The organism is Paenibacillus sp. FSL R5-0527 (assembly GCF_038008055.1).
In the GTDB taxonomy this organism is placed as follows: domain Bacteria; phylum Bacillota; class Bacilli; order Paenibacillales; family Paenibacillaceae; genus Fontibacillus; species Fontibacillus macerans.
On the sequence record NZ_JBBOYI010000001.1, the window covers coordinates 2,137,227 to 2,156,577 of the forward strand.

The window sequence follows — 19,351 nt, forward strand, 5'->3', positions numbered from 1 at the left end:
TGTCGGAACCTCCTTTAAGTTTAAAATACGATGAACGCGCTTCCGCCGTACCTGGTGTTTTGAAAACGCTTTCTAATTATTAAATTACCATACAATCCAAACTGGAAAATACCCTAAAAATTGTATGTAAAATCATATCATAATTTTACATGTACTGCGGATTATTTTTTGCGCCAGGCCAAATGGAAAAACGCTCTTCCCAACAAAGAGGGACGGTGCAGCCACTTGATGACGCGTGTCGATATCCACTGGCATATAAGGGCTTGGATAATAATCTTCCAATCGATCACGATCGCAGTCAGCGAAAAAATGAGAACGTTTATGATAAACAAAGAGGTCCCGGGATTGATTCTCCGCGATTTCGCGATGGCCAGCGCAACAAAACCGATTCCTCCGTTCGTCACTCGCTCCCTGAACAGGATGGAAATGCCGGTGCCCAAAATGACGGAGCCGACCAGCAAATTGATCCATAAGCTGCCGAACGGCGTTTTGACATACACTTCAAAAAAATTGACGGAAACCGAGGTTATCGTGATGACCATAATCGTCCCGAACGCGCTGACCCGCCCCAGATAATGCACCGCAAACAGAAGGAACGAGATGTTGACCAGCCAAAATCCGATGCTAAGCGGCAGATGAAACCAGTAATTCAGCAGCATCGCAAGGCCTGCGCCGCTGCCGGAGGGAATGGAGTGCGGAAACAAAAAAACGCCCATGGCGCAGCCCTGGATCAGGGAGCCCGCAAGGATGTGGATTGTTTTTTTCCACAGGCGGCGTAGAAGAAAAGCCCGGTAAGCTTGGCGATTGCGGTTCACGGGAATCATCCTTTTGCAGGTAATGGAGTCGCAGGCTAGTCCTGCTTATACAACCTATGCATCGGGACAACCGGCCATGCCTTCTTTCGAACCAAGAAACTTGAGAGAACCCTTCGAAAGAAAGAGGATTTACCGGAGGGATATGGAATAATTTAGGGTGAATCCGGGTGGGCCGACCATGTCTTTTGACGAAGGGTGAATGCGCATGATGTTGTATGTTAAGGAAATAATCCTCCAGCTCTTTTTTGCCCATATGCCTTTAGTCATGTTTAACCTGTTTTATCGCGACCGCACGCAAAATTATACGCCGAAATTCATCATCGCCACGAGCATGATTTGCCTTTTCTTATCGATGACCTTTGGGATCAGCACCGTTCCCGGATATACTTACGACATTCGATATATCATCATATTTTTCGGCTTGATTTTCGGCGGGCTGCAGATCGGTTTGATCCTGTTGGCGGAATTTATATTGTACCGCTTATATCTCGGGGGTGAAGGTACGTTCATTGCGCTGCTCATCACGCTGGTTACCTTCCCGGTTTCGCTCGTCCTGTACCGGATTTACCAGCGGACCAGCCGCAAGCTGCCCGTCATTATAGCGGCAGGTTTGTTTTTTTCGGCGATTCCCATCGGTATGGTGTATTTGTACAACCCGCAGTCGGTTTTGAACCATTTGTTTTTTCATCTCTTCGTCATCCCTGCGCAAAATTCGATCGGCTGCTGGCTGCTGATTACGTTTTTCAAAAAAGCGGTCGCCGACAAGGAGTTGTATATCAACTACGCGCAGCAGGAGCGGGTACGGGCGATCAGCCAAGTCGCGGCCTCGCTGGTTCACGAGGTGCGCAATCCGTTAACGGCGGTCAAAGGCTTCTTGACCTTGATCAAGGAAGGCGCGGCGGACCGGGAAAAGACAGCCCGTTATATCGACATTTGCATGAGCGAAATCGGACGTACGGAATACATATTGTCGGAGTATCTTGCGATCTCGAAGCCGATTGCCGATAGAGAGATGCCTACCAACCTGCAGGAGCTGCTGGAAATTACAAGGGATGTCATGAATCCGTTCGCCAATATGCACAATGTGGAGATGGAAATCGAGTATCCCGCGGATAAGGAGCCTTTATGGATCATGGCCAATCCCGATAAAATGAAGCAGGTGCTCGTCAATTTCATCAAAAACGCGGTGGAGGCCTGCGCCGAAGCGCCCCTGCGGCAGGGCAAAGTCATCCTCAAGCTGCAGACGGCTGCGGAGAAGGTGGTGCTGTCCATCAAGGATAACGGCATCGGGATGACGGAAGAGCAGACCCGGCGCCTGGGCTCCGTTTATTTCTCGACCAAATCGGGCGGCACCGGGCTCGGGCTGACGTTTTCGTACCAAGCGATCTTGTCGTTGGGCGGAACGGTATCGGTAAGCAGCGAGCCGGGCGAAGGCACGGAATTTACGATTAGCCTGCCGCTTTATGCGATGCGGGATTTGGAAGCTGCACAATGAGGAGGAAAACATAATGAAACAAGGCGGGAGGATTTTGCTGAAAGTTCTAGGCTGTTTGGCGGCGGCGTTCGTCATTTTGTTTGCGGGCGCGGTGACGGCGTTCATAACCGCATTTATGGGGGGGCAGAAATTTTACGCGCCGCTCGCGCTGGCGGTGGCCGGTATACTTGTTTTGTTTGTGATTGCCCGCACGTTTCTGCCCGGGCGCGCGCGTACGGTCAATTACGTGCTGCTGGGCTGTTTGGCGGCATGCGGAGCAGCCGTGGCGGCGTACGAAATCAACCAGGCTTACCACAACAGCTTTGCCGTTGTCAGCGATCAAGACGTGGACCTGGAGCAGTACCGGCCTTTTCAAAATAACGGGGAAGTCGCAGTGTTGACGGAGCCTTCGTCGCTGACGCTGCTTGAAGATCTGCCGAGGATGGACGGGGCCACCGCGCTTTACCCGCTTTATTCGGCTTTTGCGCAGGCGGTGTACCCCCGCAAGGAATACGCCCTTTACGACAGCGAAGTGATGGCGAATACGACGCCGGGAGCCTACAAAAATTTGCTGGATGGGCAGGCCGACGTCATTTTTGCCGCCGCTCCTTCCAGCCTCCAGCTGGCGCAGGCGAAAAGACAAGGGCTTGAGCTGAAGCTGACGCCGATTGGGCGCGAGGCTTTCGTGTTTTTCGTCCATGCGGACAACCCGGTGCAGGGACTGTCCACACGGCAGATTCAGGCCATTTACGCCGGGGAGATTACCGACTGGAGCGAGGTCGGCGGCCGAAGCGGCAAAATCCGCGCTTTCCAGCGTCCGGAGGGCAGCGGCAGCCAAACGATGCTGCAGAAGCTGATGGAAGGAAAAGAGCTGATGGCGCCCCCGCAAAAAGACGTGGTGTCGGGGATGGGCGGGATTATCGCGCAAACGGCCGATTACCGCAACTACCCGAACGCCCTCGGGTACTCTTTTTTGTTCTTTGCGACGGAAATGGCGCACAACGGGCAAATCCGGCTGCTGGAGATCGATGGAGTGAAGCCGGACAAAACGACGATCCAAAGCGGGGAATACCCGCTGGCCGCGGAGTTTTACGCGGTGACGGCAGGCAGCGACAATCCGAACGTAAGCCGGCTGATCGCGTGGATTTTATCCCCGCAAGGCCAAGCCTTGGTCGAGCAAACGGGGTACACGCCGATCGCGGCGGCATCCGATATTGACACGGAAAATGAGGATCGATAATATAAAAAATAGGAATTAGCACTCTGGTGGTTGGAGTGCTAATATTTTGAGATCAGGCTGTTTCAACGAAAGGAGACCTGTTTTTCATGGCCAAAAAACAATTCCAGGCAGAGTCCAAACGCTTGCTGGAGATGATGATCAACTCCATTTACACGCAGAAGGAAATTTTTCTGCGGGAGCTGATTTCCAACGCCAGCGACGCCATCGATAAAATTTATTACCGGGCGTTGACGGATGACAAGCTGGTGTTCAACAAGGACGACTATTTCATTAAAGTGAAGCCGGACAAGGCTTCCCGCACGCTGACGATCACCGATACGGGGATCGGCATGACCAAAGACGAGTTGGAAAACAACCTCGGCGTCATCGCCAAAAGCGGCTCGTACGCGTTCAAGAACGAAAACGAAATCAAGGACGGGCACAACATTATCGGCCAGTTCGGGGTCGGCTTCTATTCGGCGTTTATGGTGGCGGATGTGGTCACCGTAATCAGCCGGGCGCTGGGCAGTGATGAGGCTTATAAGTGGGAGTCCCAGGGGGCGGACGGTTATATTGTTGAGCCCTGCGAGAAGGATACGGTCGGTACGGAAATTATTTTGAAAATCAAAGCGAACACCGAGGACGAGCAATACGACGAATACCTCGAAGAATACCGCCTGAAATCGATTATCAAGAAATATTCGGACTTTATCCGCTATCCGATCAAGATGGACATTACGGGCAGCCGGCCGAAGGAAGGCAGCGAAGGCGAATTCGAGGAGTACACGGAAGAGCAAACCGTCAACAGCATGGTGCCGATCTGGCGCAAGAACAAATCCGAACTGACGGATGAAGATTACGAAAACTTTTATATGGAGAAACGTTACGGGTTCGACAAGCCGGTATCGCATATCCATATCAAAGCGGACGGGGCGGTCGTGTATAACGCGATTTTGTACATTCCGGAAAAAACGCCGTTCGACTACTACACCAAGGAGTACGAAAAAGGCCTGGAGCTGTATTCCAACGGCGTGCTGATCATGAACAAATGCGCCGACCTGCTGCCGGACTATTTCAGCTTCGTCAAAGGGATGGTCGATTCGGAGGACCTGTCGCTGAACATTTCGCGGGAACTGCTGCAGCATGACCGGCAGCTGAAAATGATTGCGAAAAACATCCAAAGCAAGATCAAAAGCCAACTGCAAAGCCTGCTCAAGGACGAACGCGAGAAATACGAGAAGTTCTACGAGTCGTTTGGCCGTCAGTTGAAATTTGGCGTGTACAACGATTACGGCATGAACAAGGAGGTGCTGCAGGACCTGCTGCTGTTCACTTCCTCCAAGGAGAAGAAGCTGGTTACGCTGGACGAATACGTGTCGCGGATGCCGGAGGATCAGAAGTACATTTATTACGCGGCCGGCGAATCGGTGGAACGGCTGGAGAAGCTGCCGCAAACCGAGCTGGTGCTGGACAAAGGCTACGAAATCCTGTATTTTACCGACGATATCGACGAATTTGCGATCAAAATGATCATGAGCTACAAGGACAAAGAGTTCAAATCGGTATCGAGCGGCGATCTGGGGATCGAAGCCGACGCCGCCGAGGAGAAAGCGGAAGCGGACGACAACAAAGAGCTGTTTGCCGCGATGAAAGAGCTGCTCGCGGGCAAAGTGAAGGAAGTCAAAGCTTCGAAACGGCTGAAATCGCATCCGGTCTGCCTGTCCACGGAAGGCGAATTGTCCATTGAAATGGAAAAGGTGCTCAGCGCCATGCCGGGTGCAAACGGACAAAATGTCAAAGCCGACAAGGTGCTGGAAATCAACGTCGGCCACGATGTGTTCAAGTCGCTGAAAAAGGCGTACGAAAGCGACAAAGAGAAGCTCGGCCTGTACACGAACCTGCTGTACAACCAGGCGCTGCTGATCGAAGGCTTGCCGATTGCCGATCCGGTCGAATTCACGAACGATATTTGCAAAGTGATGGTGTAAGTACGGCCAATTGGATAGGAAAGGAACCACCTCCCGAACAAAATCGCGGGACGGTGGTTCTTTTATTTTTCGGATAAGGATGTCATCATGAGGTTGGGGGCGATGAACCGATGTTTAACGAGTTGAAGCTGACCGCGGACCGTCCGGTCTACGTTCAGGTGAAGGATTATATCAAAGGGCTGATTGCCAAAGGAGCGCTGCAGCCGGATCAGCGCCTGCCGTCGACGCGGGAGCTGGCGGGGCTGCTTGCGGTCAGCCGCAACAGCGTCATCTCCGCCTATGAGGCCCTGGAGGAAGAAGGCTACATCTACGCCGTGTCGGGCCAGGGCAGTTTCGTGGCCCCGGATGCCGCCGCTTTGGCTTCGGCCGCGGATACCGTGCCGCCGTGGAAGGTGGACTGGTTGGAACGAATGAACGGCCAGGCGCGGCTGGCGGTGGAGCTCGATCATATGAAACGCCGAAAACGCGGCATCCGGGCGGAGAAAGGAACGATTTCGTTCACCAGCATTGCCCCTGATGAGAAGCTGTTTGATTTGGATCATGTGAAGCGCGCTTTTTTGGACCGGATGGCGATTGAAGGCAACGTGCTGCTTAATTACGGTTATGCCAACGGTTATAAGCCGTTGATCGACGTTTTGCTGCAGTATATGGAGCGTAAGGGTGTCGATTTGACGGGGAAGGATATGCTGATCACCAGCGGTTTTACCGAGGGGCTCGACATCGTGTTGTCCTCCCTCGGCGGGCAGCCGGGCGGGGCGGTTATTTGCGAAAATCCGACGCACCATACGGCGATCAAAAATTTGCGGATGCACGGCTTCGGGATTACGGGCATTCCGATGGAGCAGGACGGGATGGACCTGAAGGGCTTGGAAAAAGCTTTGGCGCAGCGGCCCTACGATTGCGCTTATTTGGTCCCTTCTTACCATAATCCGACCGGGATCGTCACTTCGGCGGAGAAAAGGCTGGCCATGCTGGAGCTGTTCGCGCGATATCGGGTGCCGGTGATCGAAGACGGCTTCAACGAGGAGCTGCGTTATTCCGGCTCGCATGTGGCGCCGCTGATCGCCATGGCGGGTCAAGGGAACAGCGTGGTGTACCTGGGCAGCTTCTCCAAGGTGCTGTTCCCGGGGATGCGCGTCGGCTGGGTGCTGGCGGACCGGGAGCTGGTCGATGTGCTGGAAAGCGTGAAGCGGGCGCGCAGCATCCATACCTCGACCCTGGACCAGTCGGTGCTTTATCAGTATTTGCAAAACGGCCATCTGGATAAATATTTGAAAAAAGCGCGGGCGGAATATAAACGGAAATACGAATGGACAAAGGCGTGCTGCGAGCGGTTTATCCCGTATTCCCGGCTCTCCGGCAGCGGCGGGCTGCACCTGTTCGTCGAATTCGCGGAAGGGTTTGACGTGTGGGAGCTGCTTGAGGCGTGTTCCCGTCAAGGCGTGATTTTTACGCCCGGGGATATGTTTTATACCGACGGCGGGGGCAGGAATACGATGCGGATCGGCTTCTCGCGGGTGAGCGATGAAGATATCGGGAAGGGCATCCGGATCATCGGGGAAAACGCGGCGGGAATGATGTAGCCAGCGGCAGGTGTGCAGCGGGTATACGGCAGGTGCGCGGCAGGTACGCGGCAGGTGTGCGGTGGGTGCACGGCAGGTGCGCGGCGGGTACACGGGCAAGTGCGCGGCGGGTACACGGGTAAGTGCGCGGCGGGTACACGGGCAAGTGCGTGGCGGGTACACGGGCAAGTGCGCGGCGGGTACACGGCAGGTGCGCGGCGGGTACACGGCAGGTGCGCGGCGGGTATACGGCAGGTGCGCGGCGGGTATACGGGTAAGTGCGCGGGGGGTACACGGCAGGTGCGCGGCAGGTACGTAGAAGGTGCACAGAAGGTGCATCGTAAGAAGATTTCGCACGGCTGCCCTGCCGCATACAGTCAATAGTTCAACTTATAGAGTTGAGAAGTGGCGCCGGATGGCGTGAAATCTACGGTGGCTAAAGGAGCGATGAGGGATGAAGGTAGGCGTTATTATGGGCGGCGTCTCCTCGGAACGTGAAGTTTCACGGGTGACCGGCAAAGAAATGGCGGTTCATTTGGACCGCAGTAAATATGAGGTGCTGCCGATCGAGATTTCCCGCCGGGAAGAGTTGATCGATAAAGTGAGGGGGATCGATTTCGCGCTTCTCGCACTGCATGGCGCTTTTGGCGAGGATGGGACGGTACAGGGCGTGTTGGAGACGCTGGGCATTCCTTACTCCGGCAGCGGCGTTTTGGCCAGCAGCCTGTGTATGGATAAGGATTTGTCGAAGCGGCTGCTGCGGGCCGAAGGGATTGCTACGCCGGATTGGGTCTGCCTCGAGCGCTCGTCATGGAGCGAAACGCCGGCTGCGTCCGGCGGCAGCCGCGGGAACGGGAGTCCGGATTTGGCTCTGGCCTATCCCTTATTCGTAAAACCCAACGGCGGCGGCTCCAGCATCGGGGTGCGGCGGGTTGATGGCGAAGGAGAGCTGCGCGCCGCGCTTGAGGAGGCTTTTCGCTGGGATCGGTCGGTGGTGGTGGAATCCATGGTTCACGGCCAGGAGATCACCTGCTCCGTTTTAGGGGGAGAGCTGCTGCCGATTTTGGGAATCCGGGCGAATGGAGCGGCATGGTTCGATTATCGCGCCAAATACAGTGTGGGCGGGGCGGAGGAACTTCCCATCGCTTTGCCTCCCGAGACGGAGGCGCACGTGCGCGATGTGGCGCTCGCCTGTTATCGGATGCTGAAGTGCGGCGTTTATGCGCGAATCGACATGATCCTGAAGGACGGCGTGCCGTATGTGCTGGAAGTGAACACTTTGCCGGGGATGACGGCAACCAGCCTGTTGCCCAAAAGCGCGTTGGCAGCCGGGATATCCTATGCGGAACTGCTGGACCGCATCATCGGGCTGTCGCTGCTGGAGCGAAGGGGCGGGGCGGCGTCGTTGTTGGCGGAAACACCCATACAGGCGGCACCAGCTTCGAAAGAAGCGGTAAAGCAGGCGATACCAGAGTCGAAAGAAGCGGTAAAGCAAGCGATACCAGCGTTGAAAGAAGCGGTAAGGCAAGCGATACCAGCGTTGGAAGAAGCGGTAAAGCAGGCGGCACCAGCGTTGAAAGAAGTGGTAAGGCAAGCGATACCAGCGTCGGAAGAAGCGGTAAAGCAAGCGATACCAGCGTCGGAAGAAGCGGTAAAACAGGCGATACCAGCGTTGAAAGAAGCAAGTTGGCCAAAGCCGTTCCCCGAGGACGGAAAAATTCGGTTGGAGGTGCTGTCATGATGTCCCGGGATTGGATCGCCCCGCAGGTACGGCAGGTGCCGCCGTCCGGCATCCGGAAATATTTTGATTTGAGCGGGGAAAGGGCCGATACGATTCGGCTTGGCGTAGGAGAACCTGATTTCACCGTGCCGGAGCCGGTGCGTGAAGCTTGCGTTCGGGCGTTGAACGAAGGGCGGACGGGGTATACGGCGAACAGCGGTATGGCGGAGTTGAGAGAAGCGCTTGCCGGTTATTTGAAGGAGAGCTTTGGCTTGGGATACGAACCGGAAAGCGAATTAATGATAACCGTGGGAAGCAGCGAAGCCGTTGATCTGGCGCTTCGGGCCTGCACGGTCCCCGGGGATGAAATTCTCATTCCGGCCCCGGGCTATGTAGCTTATCCGTCAATCGCACAATTTTGCGGCGGAAACGTGGTCGAGGTGGAAACCATGACCGCGCAGGGGTTTAAACTGACTGCGGCCGCTTTAGCCAAGCGGATCACGCCTCGTTCCAAAGTATTGATCGTCAATTTCCCGGGAAATCCGACAGGTGCCATCATGACGGAAGAGGATTGGCGTCCGGTGGCGGAGCTGGCGATCAAACACGACCTGATCGTCATCTCGGACGAAGTCTACGCCGAACTGACTTACGGCCGGAAGCACTTCAGCATCGCTTCGCTGCCCGGGATGAAGGAACGCACGGTGGTGGTCAGCGGTTTTTCCAAAGCGTTTGCCATGACGGGCTGGCGGGTCGGTTACGTTGCTTGCGGCAACCGTGACCTGATGGCCGGCATGCTCAAAATCCACCAATATACGGCGATGTGTGCGCCGACGCTCGGCCAGGTGGCCGCGCTCGCCTCGCTGCGCCATGGCCTCGAGGCGAAGGAGCGGATCAAGGAAACGTTCGACCGGCGCCGGCGCAGCTTCGTCCAAGGGCTGCGGGAGCTCGGCCTCCCTTGCCATGAGCCGCGGGGCGCCTTCTACGCGTTTCCTTCCATCGCGCACACGGGACTCGGCTCCGCTGAGTTCGCCGAGCTGCTGCTCCGGGAAGCGGGCGTCGCCGCCGTCCCCGGCCATGTGTTTGGCGCGGGCGGTGAAGGGCATATCCGCTTCTCCTACGCGGCGGGAACGCAAAGCCTGAACATGGCGCTGGAGCGGATGGAGCCCCTGATGCGCCGCCTAGGCATTGGCGCCGGCGTAATCTGATCGCTGCGGGGCGGCAAGGCAACCACTCCGTCAGGCGTGTGGCAGAGCGGGCAGCAAAGTAGACCACTTCATCAGGCTGTGGTAGAGGGCTTACTCCCTCAAACGTGTAGCAAAGTAGATTACTCTATCGAGAGTGTGGTAGTGCGATTCCCCCAACAAGTGTCCGGCAGAGTGATTACCCGTCGAGCGAGTGGCAAAGTAGATTACTCCATCGAGAGTGTGGCAGTGCGATTCCCCCAACAAGTGTGCAGCAGAGTGATTATCCGTCGAGCGAGTGGCAAAGTAGATTACTCCATCGAGAGCGTGGTAGTGCGATTCTCCCAACAAGCGTGCAGCAGAGTGATTACCCGTCGGGCGAATGGCAAAGTAGATTACTCCATCGAGAGTGTGGTAAAGCGATCACCCCATCAAGTGCGCCCGCTTCTCGCTCCAGGTCGCTATGGTTGAAGAACTAGTTGAAAAACAACATACAGCTACTTATCCGGAAATGCTGCCACGGTGTCTGATTAAGTGCAAATTTGTGCAATTAGTCTGCTTGTTTTCGAAGGAAAGGCAAAAAGAGGAGGGTAGCAGTAAATTTACGGGCCCGGTTTAGAAATTAGTTTAGAAATAGGTGCTTGATAGTTGGCTACCGATACGACCGGCTGTCAGCCAACAAAATAGCGGTACTTTATGTACTTAATATCCGGTGCTCTGGCATGTTCGTTCCATTAGCGGCATTTTATGTACTTATTTTCCTGTGAATGGTCCAGAACGGGGACATTTCCTTGCGATGGGGGAAAATAGCGACACAAATTGCCTCTATTTCCCTCAAATGAACTAATATCGTCGGAATAGCGACATTTTTTGCCGTTATTTTTGGGCTCAACCTAGAAATCTGTGCTTGATAGAGCTAGAATGACCTCGCGGCGGGGCTCCCACTCAACGGCTGAAGTCCCGCACGTCGCCACGTGAGGGCTCCAGCACCCAACGGCGGAAGTCCCGCACGTCACCGCACGAGGCTCCAACGCCCAACGGCGGAAGTCCCGCACGTCACCGCACGAGGCTCCAACGCCCAACGGCGGAAGCCCCGCACGTCACCGCGCGAGGCTCCAGCACCCAACGGCCGAAGCCCTGCACGTCACCGCGCGAGGCCCCAACGCCCAACGGCGGAAGTCCCGCACGTCACCGCGCGAGGCCCCAACACCCAGCGGCGGAAGCCCCGCACGTCACCGCGCGAGGCTCCAACGCCCAACGGCGGAAGTCCCACACGTTACCGCGCGAGGCTTCCGCTTAACTCCAGCGCTTGCTCCACAGGCACGTAGTCATAGTGCAGGTCCCTCGCCACGGAGTCGTAGGTGATCGCGCCACCCGCCACGTTCACGCCGCGGCGCAGCGCGGGGCGGTCGTTAAGCGCGGCGTGGAGCCCCTTGGAGGCGAGCTCCAGCGCGTAGGGCAGGGTGGCGTTGGTCAGAGCGTACGTCGACGTCCGCGGCACGGCGCCGGGCATGTTGGCGACGGCGTAGTGAACGACGCCATGCTTGACGTAGGTCGGATCGGAGTGCGTCGTGATCCGGTCAACCGTCTCGAAGATGCCGCCCTGGTCGATGGCCACGTCGACGATTACCGATCCCGGGCGCATCGCCTTGACCATATTTTCCCGCACCAGCTTTGGCGCCTTCGCGCCCGGAATCAGCACCGCGCCGATCACCAGGTCCGATTCTTCCACAGCTTCGGCGATATGCTGCGGGTTGGACATCAACGTTTGCAGGCGGGCGCCGAAAATATCGTCCAACTGGCGGAGCCGTTCGGGGTTCACATCGATGATCGTCACCTCAGCGCCAAGTCCGACGGCGATTTTGGCCGCGTTCGTCCCGACGACGCCACCGCCGATGATCGTTACTTTGCCGCGCTTCACGCCGGGAACTCCGCCGAGCAAGATTCCTTTGCCGCCATAAGGCTTCTCCAGAAACTGCGCTCCGATCTGCACGGCCATCCGCCCGGCAACTTCGCTCATCGGCGTCAGCAGCGGCAGCGTTTTGTTCACCTCAACCGTTTCGTAGGCGATGGCGGTTACCCCTTTGTCACGAAGCGCCGCCGTCAGCTCGGGCTCAGGCGCCAAATGCAAATAAGTGAACAGGATCAGATCCTTCCGGAAATAAGTGTATTCCGAAGGTTGCGGCTCCTTCACTTTAATGACCAGCTCCGCCGACCAGGCATCGGCGGCTTGCCCGACCAGCCGGGCTCCCGCGGCGGTGTATTCGGCGTCCGTAAAGCCGCTGCCGGCGCCGGCGTTTTTTTCAATAAACACTTGATGACCTGCGCTAACGAGCGAATACGCGCCCGAAGGCGTCAGCGCCACCCGGTTTTCGTTGTTTTTGATTTCTTTGGGGACCCCGATGATCATCTTGTCTTCCTCCTCGTCAGTTCGTCACTTTAGTTAACACAAACATGCCGGTTTGTCATAAGTTGTTCCCTTAACGGCATAGCTGTAAACTAATCTGACACCAGTATAGGACAGGTGAAATTCTTTGTGTTTATGGAGATCCAACAAAAAAAGGGACCGGGTTTGTGCAATTTCACAAATCGCGGCCGCCGCCGAATTTCTCCGTTTTGAAGTCCAGGTAGAGCGTCACTTTTTGTTCCATATCGGTCAAGTCGATGCCTCCGATCTCGCCGATTCGTTTCAGTCTGTAGTTTAACGTATTGGCGTGAACGTGCAGCGCGTCCGCGGCGGCTTTGACATTGCTGTCATGGGCTAGAAATACCTCGAGCGAATGAACCAGCTCGCCGTGATGCTCCCGGTCATAAGCGCGCAGCCTGACCAGGCTTTCGTTTTCGAAGCTGTGCTTGCCGGCCTCTTCCCAGATCAGCGGCAAGTAGCGGTAAAAACCCAGATCGGAATAATAATGGAGGCGGGACGTTTCCTCCGGCAAACGCCGTTTCACTTGAAGCAGCAGCAGCGCTTCCCGGTAGCTCGTCTCCAGTCTTCCGTATTCTTCGTAAAGATTTCCGCTGGCCAGTCCGGCATAACGCGCTCCGAACCGGGCTCGCAAATTTCCGTCGGCGAGCTCGAGCTGGCGGCCGATCGCGGCTTTGGTTTTGTGCACGGTGGGGGCGGACAGCAGGATCAGTTGGTTTTTATCGCTTACGCAAAGTACGATGCGGCAATGGGCCGCGGACGAAGCGAAGTTTTCAAGAGCCTGCTGCTGTTGCCGTTCTTGGATGGCAGAAGTAAATTCCAGGACGGCAATGTGAAAAAGAGCCGGCAGGACGATGCCGATGCTTTGGGCTTTCTCGCGAATATGGGCCTCGGTCCGGATATGTCCGGTCAGCAGCTGCCAGAAAAAATCTTTATGCGCCGCTTCTTCCTTGTGCCGCTGCAGGGGCCATTGCACCAGCTTATTCCGTGCGGCGGACGCAGCGGCCTCCAGCAAGGACATCTCTTCATCGGTGAAAGGCTTGCCCGCCTGAAGCACCCAGATGAAGCCGATCACCGCGGCGTTGGAGCGGATGGCGACCGCTACCCGCTCGCTGAGCCCGACGTCGGGAATGGCGGCGATGCGCACCGGTTTTTCGCTTTCCAGCAAACGGCGGATGACGCCGCCATGCCAAAGGCTGCTGATGACCTGATCGGGCACGCGCCGCCCGACGATGGTCGCCAGCCTGGCGGGGTCCGTATCCGGGGCATGCGAGCTATACGCGACGAGCCGGTGATTCGCGTCCTCGATCGTCACGGGACGGCCGAGCGTCTCGCCGATCGTTTCGGCCAGCATCTCCAGATTGTCGGCGTAAAAGTCAAATAAAGTTGGTTCTCGGCGCATTGGCATCACCTTCGTGTTTCCCAGATTAGCGGATTATTGCGTATTTCAAATTTCGAATTTCAAATTTCTAATTGCGGAATATTATATGATTTCAAATCCCAAAACGGAAAGAGGCCATTCCATGATATCGGTAAAAGAAAACACAAATACCGTCGGTTATCGCGATACTTGGGCGGAAGTTTCCCTGGCGGCCGTCGCCCATAACACGAAGCTGTTCCGCCGGCAGGCGGCTGAAAGCTGCCGGGTCATGGCCGTGGTCAAGGCGAACGGTTACGGCCATGGGGCCGTGCAAACCGCGCAAGCCGCAATCGCGGCAGGCGCTGAGTATTTGGGCGTGGCGCTGGTGGATGAGGCGTTGCAATTAAGAGCGGCGGGCATCCGTGAGCCGGTTCTCGTGCTGGGGTACACGCCGCCGCATGCCGTCGAAACCGCGATCCGGCATGATATTACGATGACCGTGTATACGAAGGAAGTGCTGGACGAAATTATGGACAGCGCCCAGCGGCAGCAGCGGCGGGCCTGTATTCATCTCAAGCTGGAGACGGGGATGACCCGCATCGGGCTAACCTCGATCGAGGCGGCCGTTGATTTGGCCCGCCAAGCGCAGTCTTGCCCCTGGATCACGCTCGAGGGACTGTTTACCCATTTCGCCGATGCGGACGGACCGGATGCCCGGTTTACCGAGCGGCAATTTGAGCGGTTCCGCCGCTGCATCGACGCGCTGGACGCCGCCGGCGTGCCGGTTCCGCTCAAGCATTGCTGCAACAGCGCCGCCGCCATGCGTTTTCCGCATATGCATCTCGACATGATCCGGGTCGGCATCGCTCTTTACGGCTTGTATCCCGCACCTCGGCTGCGCACCTCGCATTACCCGCTGCGTCAGGCGATGCAGCTTAAAACGAAAATAACCGCCATCCAGCCGATCGAGCCCGGCCGGACCGTCAGTTACGGCCGCACTTATCAAGCTCCTGCGAACCGCGTGGTCGCCACCGTGCCGGTCGGATACGCGGACGGATTGTCGCGCGCGCTTTCCAACCGGGGATCGGCGCTGGTGCGCGGGAAGCGAGTCCCGATCATCGGGCGCGTGTGCATGGACCAGACGATGCTCGACATCACTGCGGTGGGCGGCGCGCAAATCGGCGATGTCGTAACCCTGTTCGGCGGTGATGGGGAGACGTTTATCGCCATCGACGAAGTGGCCGGACTGATGGATACAATCAATTATGAAGTCGTGTGCCTGATCGGGCAAAGAGTTCCCCGCATTTACGGATAACTGTTTTTTATGTTAGAAAAAGTGCCATTTCACTCACATGATAATTGAAAAATCCAGTTTAGTAAAGGGATTATTAGTTTGATTTATCCGAAAAAGATGATTTTCCGCACTTGAAATAGTCATTCATATTGAAAAAAGTATGCATCTATTTAAAGTATGTTACATTTTGTTACGTGCATATTCCCCGGCCGCGAACAAAAAGCAAGCAGCCCGCCCTGAAAAATGAAGGGGTGCGGCTGCTTGCTTTTTAATTGACGTATGATTAATTGCTGCTGCGTTTAAACGATAACACGATATCCTGCGGATAATCGCCGAAGCCAATGCCGAACAAATTAAGGCCCCGCTTGTTCACGGCATCCTCCCGGACTTCGAAACGGACGCGGATCGGCTTGTTGAAGGCAAGATCAAGCGCGCCAAGCGTGGTAGCGGAGCCAGGGGCGCTGCCTACAAAGCTGCCGCTCCGGGTAACGCGCCATTCGATAAGCTGGCCGTATTCGGTGCCGCCTTTCCATTTTTCGGGCGTCAGTTTGCCCTTGCGGTCGCCGAAATCGGCGGGGCTCGTCCAGGTACCGGCCGGGTGGCCGTTGATGCTTACGCTGATGTCCGACGGCCAGGCATCCCGGAACCCCGGGGCCTCCGAGCAGACTTCGGCCCGCACGCTTAATTCTTCAAGCTCCACGCCCGGCGGCAGCGGGTTGGCGAAATAATACTCCACGTATCCCGACTCGGCGAACCACAGCAGCGCCGCATCCGTCCGTTCCGGCATATAAAATACCCGCGGATCGTCCTGGGAGCCGATCAGACTGCCGTCGCGCCCGACCATGCCGCAAGGGGGCTGCACCGAACTGAGCGAATACATGCCGATCGGCATATGAATTTCCTCGATGTGATGCAGGCCTTCGCCCGGCTGGGTCGGCAGCTCCAGCAGAATGGAGCGGCAGGTGACCGAGCAGATTTTTTCCCGGTTCGCGCCTTGCGCCGATACGATCAGGCCGGCTTGCTCCAGCGTCTGCACGTTGATGGAAATCGTCGGCTGGGCGACGCCCAGCGCTTCGGCCAACTGATTGATGCTCATCGGCTGTTTGCCGAGCGCCTCCAATATCCGCAGACGCACGTCGCCGGACAGCGCTTTGGCCACATCGAGAATCCGCGAAGCGGGGTAATGGATCGTTTCTTGGCGGTGGGGATCGCTCATCAACAAAAAATCCTTTCTGCATAAGGATGAAACCTGTGTCCAGTGTACTATAAAAGATGTATATTGTAAATTTATAATGTACATTGCAATTAAGTAATACGCGTGCTATGATGTGGGCAAATGGAATCATCCATATAAGTTGGACTAATAGCGATTTTAGGAGAGAGGTGTGGCTAATGACGATGTTTAATCAAGCGATGACCGCGGATGCAGTGGCAATTCCCCGTCCGGAATTTCCCCGGCCCGATTGGGAGCGGAAAGACTGGTTTAATCTGAATGGCGCGTGGGCGTTTCGTTTTGATCCAAGCGACGAGGGGATCGGCCAATCTTGGCAAAACGAGGGAGCGCCGGCTTTTCGCGAGCAAATCCAGGTTCCTTTTTCCTGGTCGAGCCCTTTGTCCGGCATCGGCGTCAATGAGCCCGGGATCGGCTGGTACCGGCGGACTGTGGCTTGGCAGCCGGAGTTTGGGCCGGCGCGGATTTTTTTGCGGTTTGGGGCGGTGGATTACCGCTGCGATGTTTGGGTCAATGGCGTTCATGCCGGATCGCATCGGGGCGGGTATGGCGCATTCGAATTCGAAGTGACGGACACGTGGAAAAAGGATAAAGAAAACACGATCGTCGTGCGCGTGGAGGACCGGGATGAAGATTACCAGGCTCGCGGCAAACAAGGGTACGGGGAAATCCGCGGCATTTGGCAGCCCGTTTGGCTGGAGGCGCGCCCGGAAAGCTTTGTCCGGGAAGCCAGGTTCCGGACGTTCATGGACGGTCGGATCGAAGTGGAGTCTTTCATTATCTCCGGCGGGGATACCGAAGCGGAATTGTCCTTCCGCTTTGTCGAAGGTGCGGTGAACCACAACGAGTCAGTACGGCTTACGGCCGGCGAAAATACGGTCCGCACTTCTTTTACGGTGGCAAATCCTCGTTTGTGGAGCCCGGAAACCCCTTTTTTGTATGAAGGGGAGATCGTTTTGTCCGGTTCGTTTGGCCGCGACCGCGTCAGCACTTATTTCGGAATCCGCGAAATCGCCACCGCCCGGTTTGGGGACCGCGATTACCGCTGGATCACGCTGAACGGAAAACCGGTTTATTTGAACGGCACGCTCGACCAGTCTTATCACAAAACCGGCTATTTTACGTATCCGAGCGACGAGGAAATGAGAAACGAAATTTACCTTATGAAAAGGCTCGGGCTGAATTTCGTGCGGATTCATATCAAACCTGAGGAGCCGCGCAAGCTGTATTGGGCCGACAAGCTGGGGATTCTCGTGATGGAGGATATGCCCTGCTTCTGGGGCGCGCCGGATGAGCGGGCGCGAACTGCCTACGAAAGCGAAGTCCGTGAAGTGCTCGCCCGGGATTACAATCATCCCGCGATTTTTTCCTGGGTGATGTTCAATGAGACGTGGGGGTTGAAATCGGGGAAAGCGGCCGGCAGTTTGACCGGGGATGAATCGGGCAATATGAATTATTTGCCGGAGACCCAGGAATGGGTGCGGCGGATGTACCGTTGGGCCAAGGAAGCTGACCCGACGCGGCTGGTGGAGGACAATTCGGCCTGCAACTGGGACCACGTCGAAACGGATCTCAATACCTGGCATTTTTATATCAATGGGTATGAACAGGTCCGGCAACACGTGAGCGATGTGGTCGAGAAAACCTATCCCGGGTCCGAGCTCAACTTTATCGGCGGGAACGTACAGACGGATGCGCCGCTGATGAACAGCGAATGCGGCAACGTTTGGGGCATCGAGCACGGCGCGGGCGACAGCGACCTGGCGTGGCATTACCGGTATATGCTCAACGAATTCCGCCGCCATGACAAAATGTGCGGGTTCGTATTTACGGAATTCCGCGACGTGACGAATGAATTCAACGGCTACTACCGGCTCGACGGCACGGACAAAGACTTCGGCTACGGCGATTTTGTGCCCGGCATGACAATTGCCGATCTGCATTCGCCCGACTTTATCGTCATCGACGCGCCTCCGTGCCAAACGGTACATGACGGCGAGCGGGTTGCCGTCTCCCTGCTGCGCTCCAGTTACTCCGACCGTTACCACGGCCGGGCACTGAAGCTGGACTGGGAGCTGTGGTACGATCAGCTTGGCGTGCGCCAAGCGGCCGACCGCGGTGAAGCTTCCATCGAATGGAGCGGCTACGGCGTAGCCCCGATTGCGCCGCTGAACCTGACGATGCCGAACCGGGATGCCGTGGCCGTGCTGGCGGTTCGTTTATTGGATGAAGCGGGGGACACGATTACCCGGAATTTCATCACGTTTGACGTACGCGGCGGCGAGGCGGACGGAACTAATGAGGCTGGCTGCGGCCACATCAGCCTGCCGGTAGGCGGTTTTGCCGGCCAATCGTTTACGCATCATTGGGATGCGATTCAGGGGGCCAAAGTGAGCGGCGCGGGGGCCGGGGCGTTCACTTATGAGGTACGGCTTCCCGAGCGCGAGCGGATTGAGTTGATCGGCGATATCGAAATCGTGTTTGAAGCAAGCGCCAAAAGAGTGCTGGCCCGCAACATCGAAGGCGCCAAAGCCCGCGAGACGGGCATCCATTTTATGCATGGCGCCGCCGCCGATGTGGAGCACAATCCGAATACGTACTACATGACGGACGAAGAGCGGCATGAGTCAGAGGTCACTGTGTGCATCGACGGGGAGCCGGCCGGAACCATTCACTTGCCCGACGATCCGGCGGACAGCCGCGGCGTATTGTCCTGGCACTACCAGCCGGTGGCGAACCGTTTGGATGAAGCGGGATCATACGGTTATTTGTGCAAGGTGAAGGTGCCGGGGCGAATCGCCGCCAAGCTGGACCGCAGCCGCAGCTTCCGCCTGGAGCTTCGGGCGGGCGAAGGTGGGCTGGCGCTGTACGGGCGGAACGCCGGGCGTTATCCGCTGGATATTCTCGTTTGTTATCGTTAAGCGGTTCGGTAGATCGGCCGGGTAACCTGCCGGGTAGCCGGCGAGTAATCTAGCGAGTGATCCGGCGAATAATCTGGTGGGTAATCTAGCGGGTAATCCGGCGGGTAGCTCGATGAGTAGCTCTGGTAGATCCTTGTCTCTACTGGCAGTACCTGGCAGTA

Annotated in this window: 11 protein-coding genes and 1 pseudogene; 8 read left to right on the forward strand and 4 right to left on the reverse strand. The window is 56.6% G+C overall.

Annotated elements, in window-relative coordinates:
- Positions 1 to 161 precede the first annotated feature (161 nt).
- Complete coding sequence (locus NYE69_RS09435) at positions 162 to 815, reverse strand: YitT family protein (RefSeq protein WP_326047157.1); 654 nt, start codon at positions 813 to 815, stop codon at positions 162 to 164.
- Between the two features lie 208 nt (positions 816 to 1,023).
- On the opposite strand from NYE69_RS09435, the gene NYE69_RS09440 reads away from it, so the two are divergent.
- The 6 genes and pseudogenes from NYE69_RS09440 (at position 1,024) to NYE69_RS09465 (ending at position 9,983) form a co-directional block, all read left to right on the forward strand.
- On the forward strand, positions 1,024 to 2,310 hold the full coding sequence (locus NYE69_RS09440) for a sensor histidine kinase (protein ID WP_278738389.1): 1,287 nt from the start codon (positions 1,024 to 1,026) through the stop codon (positions 2,308 to 2,310).
- 13 nt (positions 2,311 to 2,323) lie between these two features.
- Complete coding sequence (locus NYE69_RS09445) at positions 2,324 to 3,529, forward strand: PstS family phosphate ABC transporter substrate-binding protein (protein ID WP_340925946.1); 1,206 nt, start codon at positions 2,324 to 2,326, stop codon at positions 3,527 to 3,529.
- An 86-nt stretch (positions 3,530 to 3,615) separates the two neighbouring features.
- Positions 3,616 to 5,496 carry a molecular chaperone HtpG gene (gene htpG, locus NYE69_RS09450; protein ID WP_213510107.1) on the forward strand — a complete coding sequence of 627 codons (1,881 nt, stop codon included), beginning with the start codon at positions 3,616 to 3,618 and terminating at the stop codon, positions 5,494 to 5,496.
- 110 nt (positions 5,497 to 5,606) lie between these two features.
- The gene (locus tag NYE69_RS09455; protein ID WP_340925948.1) at positions 5,607 to 7,079 is read left to right on the forward strand and encodes an aminotransferase-like domain-containing protein; all 1,473 of its coding nucleotides are present in this window, start codon (positions 5,607 to 5,609) and stop codon (positions 7,077 to 7,079) included.
- A 433-nt stretch (positions 7,080 to 7,512) separates the two neighbouring features.
- Positions 7,513 to 8,445: pseudogene (locus tag NYE69_RS09460) on the forward strand (D-alanine--D-alanine ligase); the annotation flags it as partial.
- A 353-nt stretch (positions 8,446 to 8,798) separates the two neighbouring features.
- Positions 8,799 to 9,983 carry a pyridoxal phosphate-dependent aminotransferase gene (locus NYE69_RS09465; RefSeq protein ID WP_445744824.1) on the forward strand — a complete coding sequence of 395 codons (1,185 nt, stop codon included), beginning with the start codon at positions 8,799 to 8,801 and terminating at the stop codon, positions 9,981 to 9,983.
- Positions 9,984 to 11,235: 1,252 nt separating this feature from the next.
- On the opposite strand, the gene ald is transcribed toward NYE69_RS09465, so the two are convergent.
- Complete coding sequence (gene ald / locus NYE69_RS09470) at positions 11,236 to 12,369, reverse strand: alanine dehydrogenase (protein WP_340925950.1); 1,134 nt, start codon at positions 12,367 to 12,369, stop codon at positions 11,236 to 11,238.
- Positions 12,370 to 12,541: 172 nt separating this feature from the next.
- Positions 12,542 to 13,786: a PucR family transcriptional regulator gene (locus NYE69_RS09475; RefSeq protein WP_340925951.1), complete on the reverse strand. Its 1,245-nt coding sequence runs from the start codon at positions 13,784 to 13,786 to the stop codon at positions 12,542 to 12,544.
- 121 nt (positions 13,787 to 13,907) lie between these two features.
- Between NYE69_RS09475 and alr the strand changes: the two genes are divergently transcribed.
- Positions 13,908 to 15,059, forward strand: coding sequence for an alanine racemase (alr, locus tag NYE69_RS09480; protein WP_340925952.1), 1,152 nt, complete (start codon positions 13,908 to 13,910; stop codon positions 15,057 to 15,059).
- Positions 15,060 to 15,321: 262 nt separating this feature from the next.
- Here alr and NYE69_RS09485 read toward each other — a convergent pair whose 3' ends face one another.
- A complete protein-coding gene (locus NYE69_RS09485; protein WP_340925953.1) occupies positions 15,322 to 16,254 on the reverse strand; it encodes an ArsR/SmtB family transcription factor in 933 nt (310 codons plus the stop codon).
- 176 nt (positions 16,255 to 16,430) lie between these two features.
- Between NYE69_RS09485 and NYE69_RS09490 the strand changes: the two genes are divergently transcribed.
- Complete coding sequence (locus NYE69_RS09490) at positions 16,431 to 19,190, forward strand: glycoside hydrolase family 2 protein (protein WP_340925954.1); 2,760 nt, start codon at positions 16,431 to 16,433, stop codon at positions 19,188 to 19,190.
- Positions 19,191 to 19,351 lie beyond the last annotated feature (161 nt).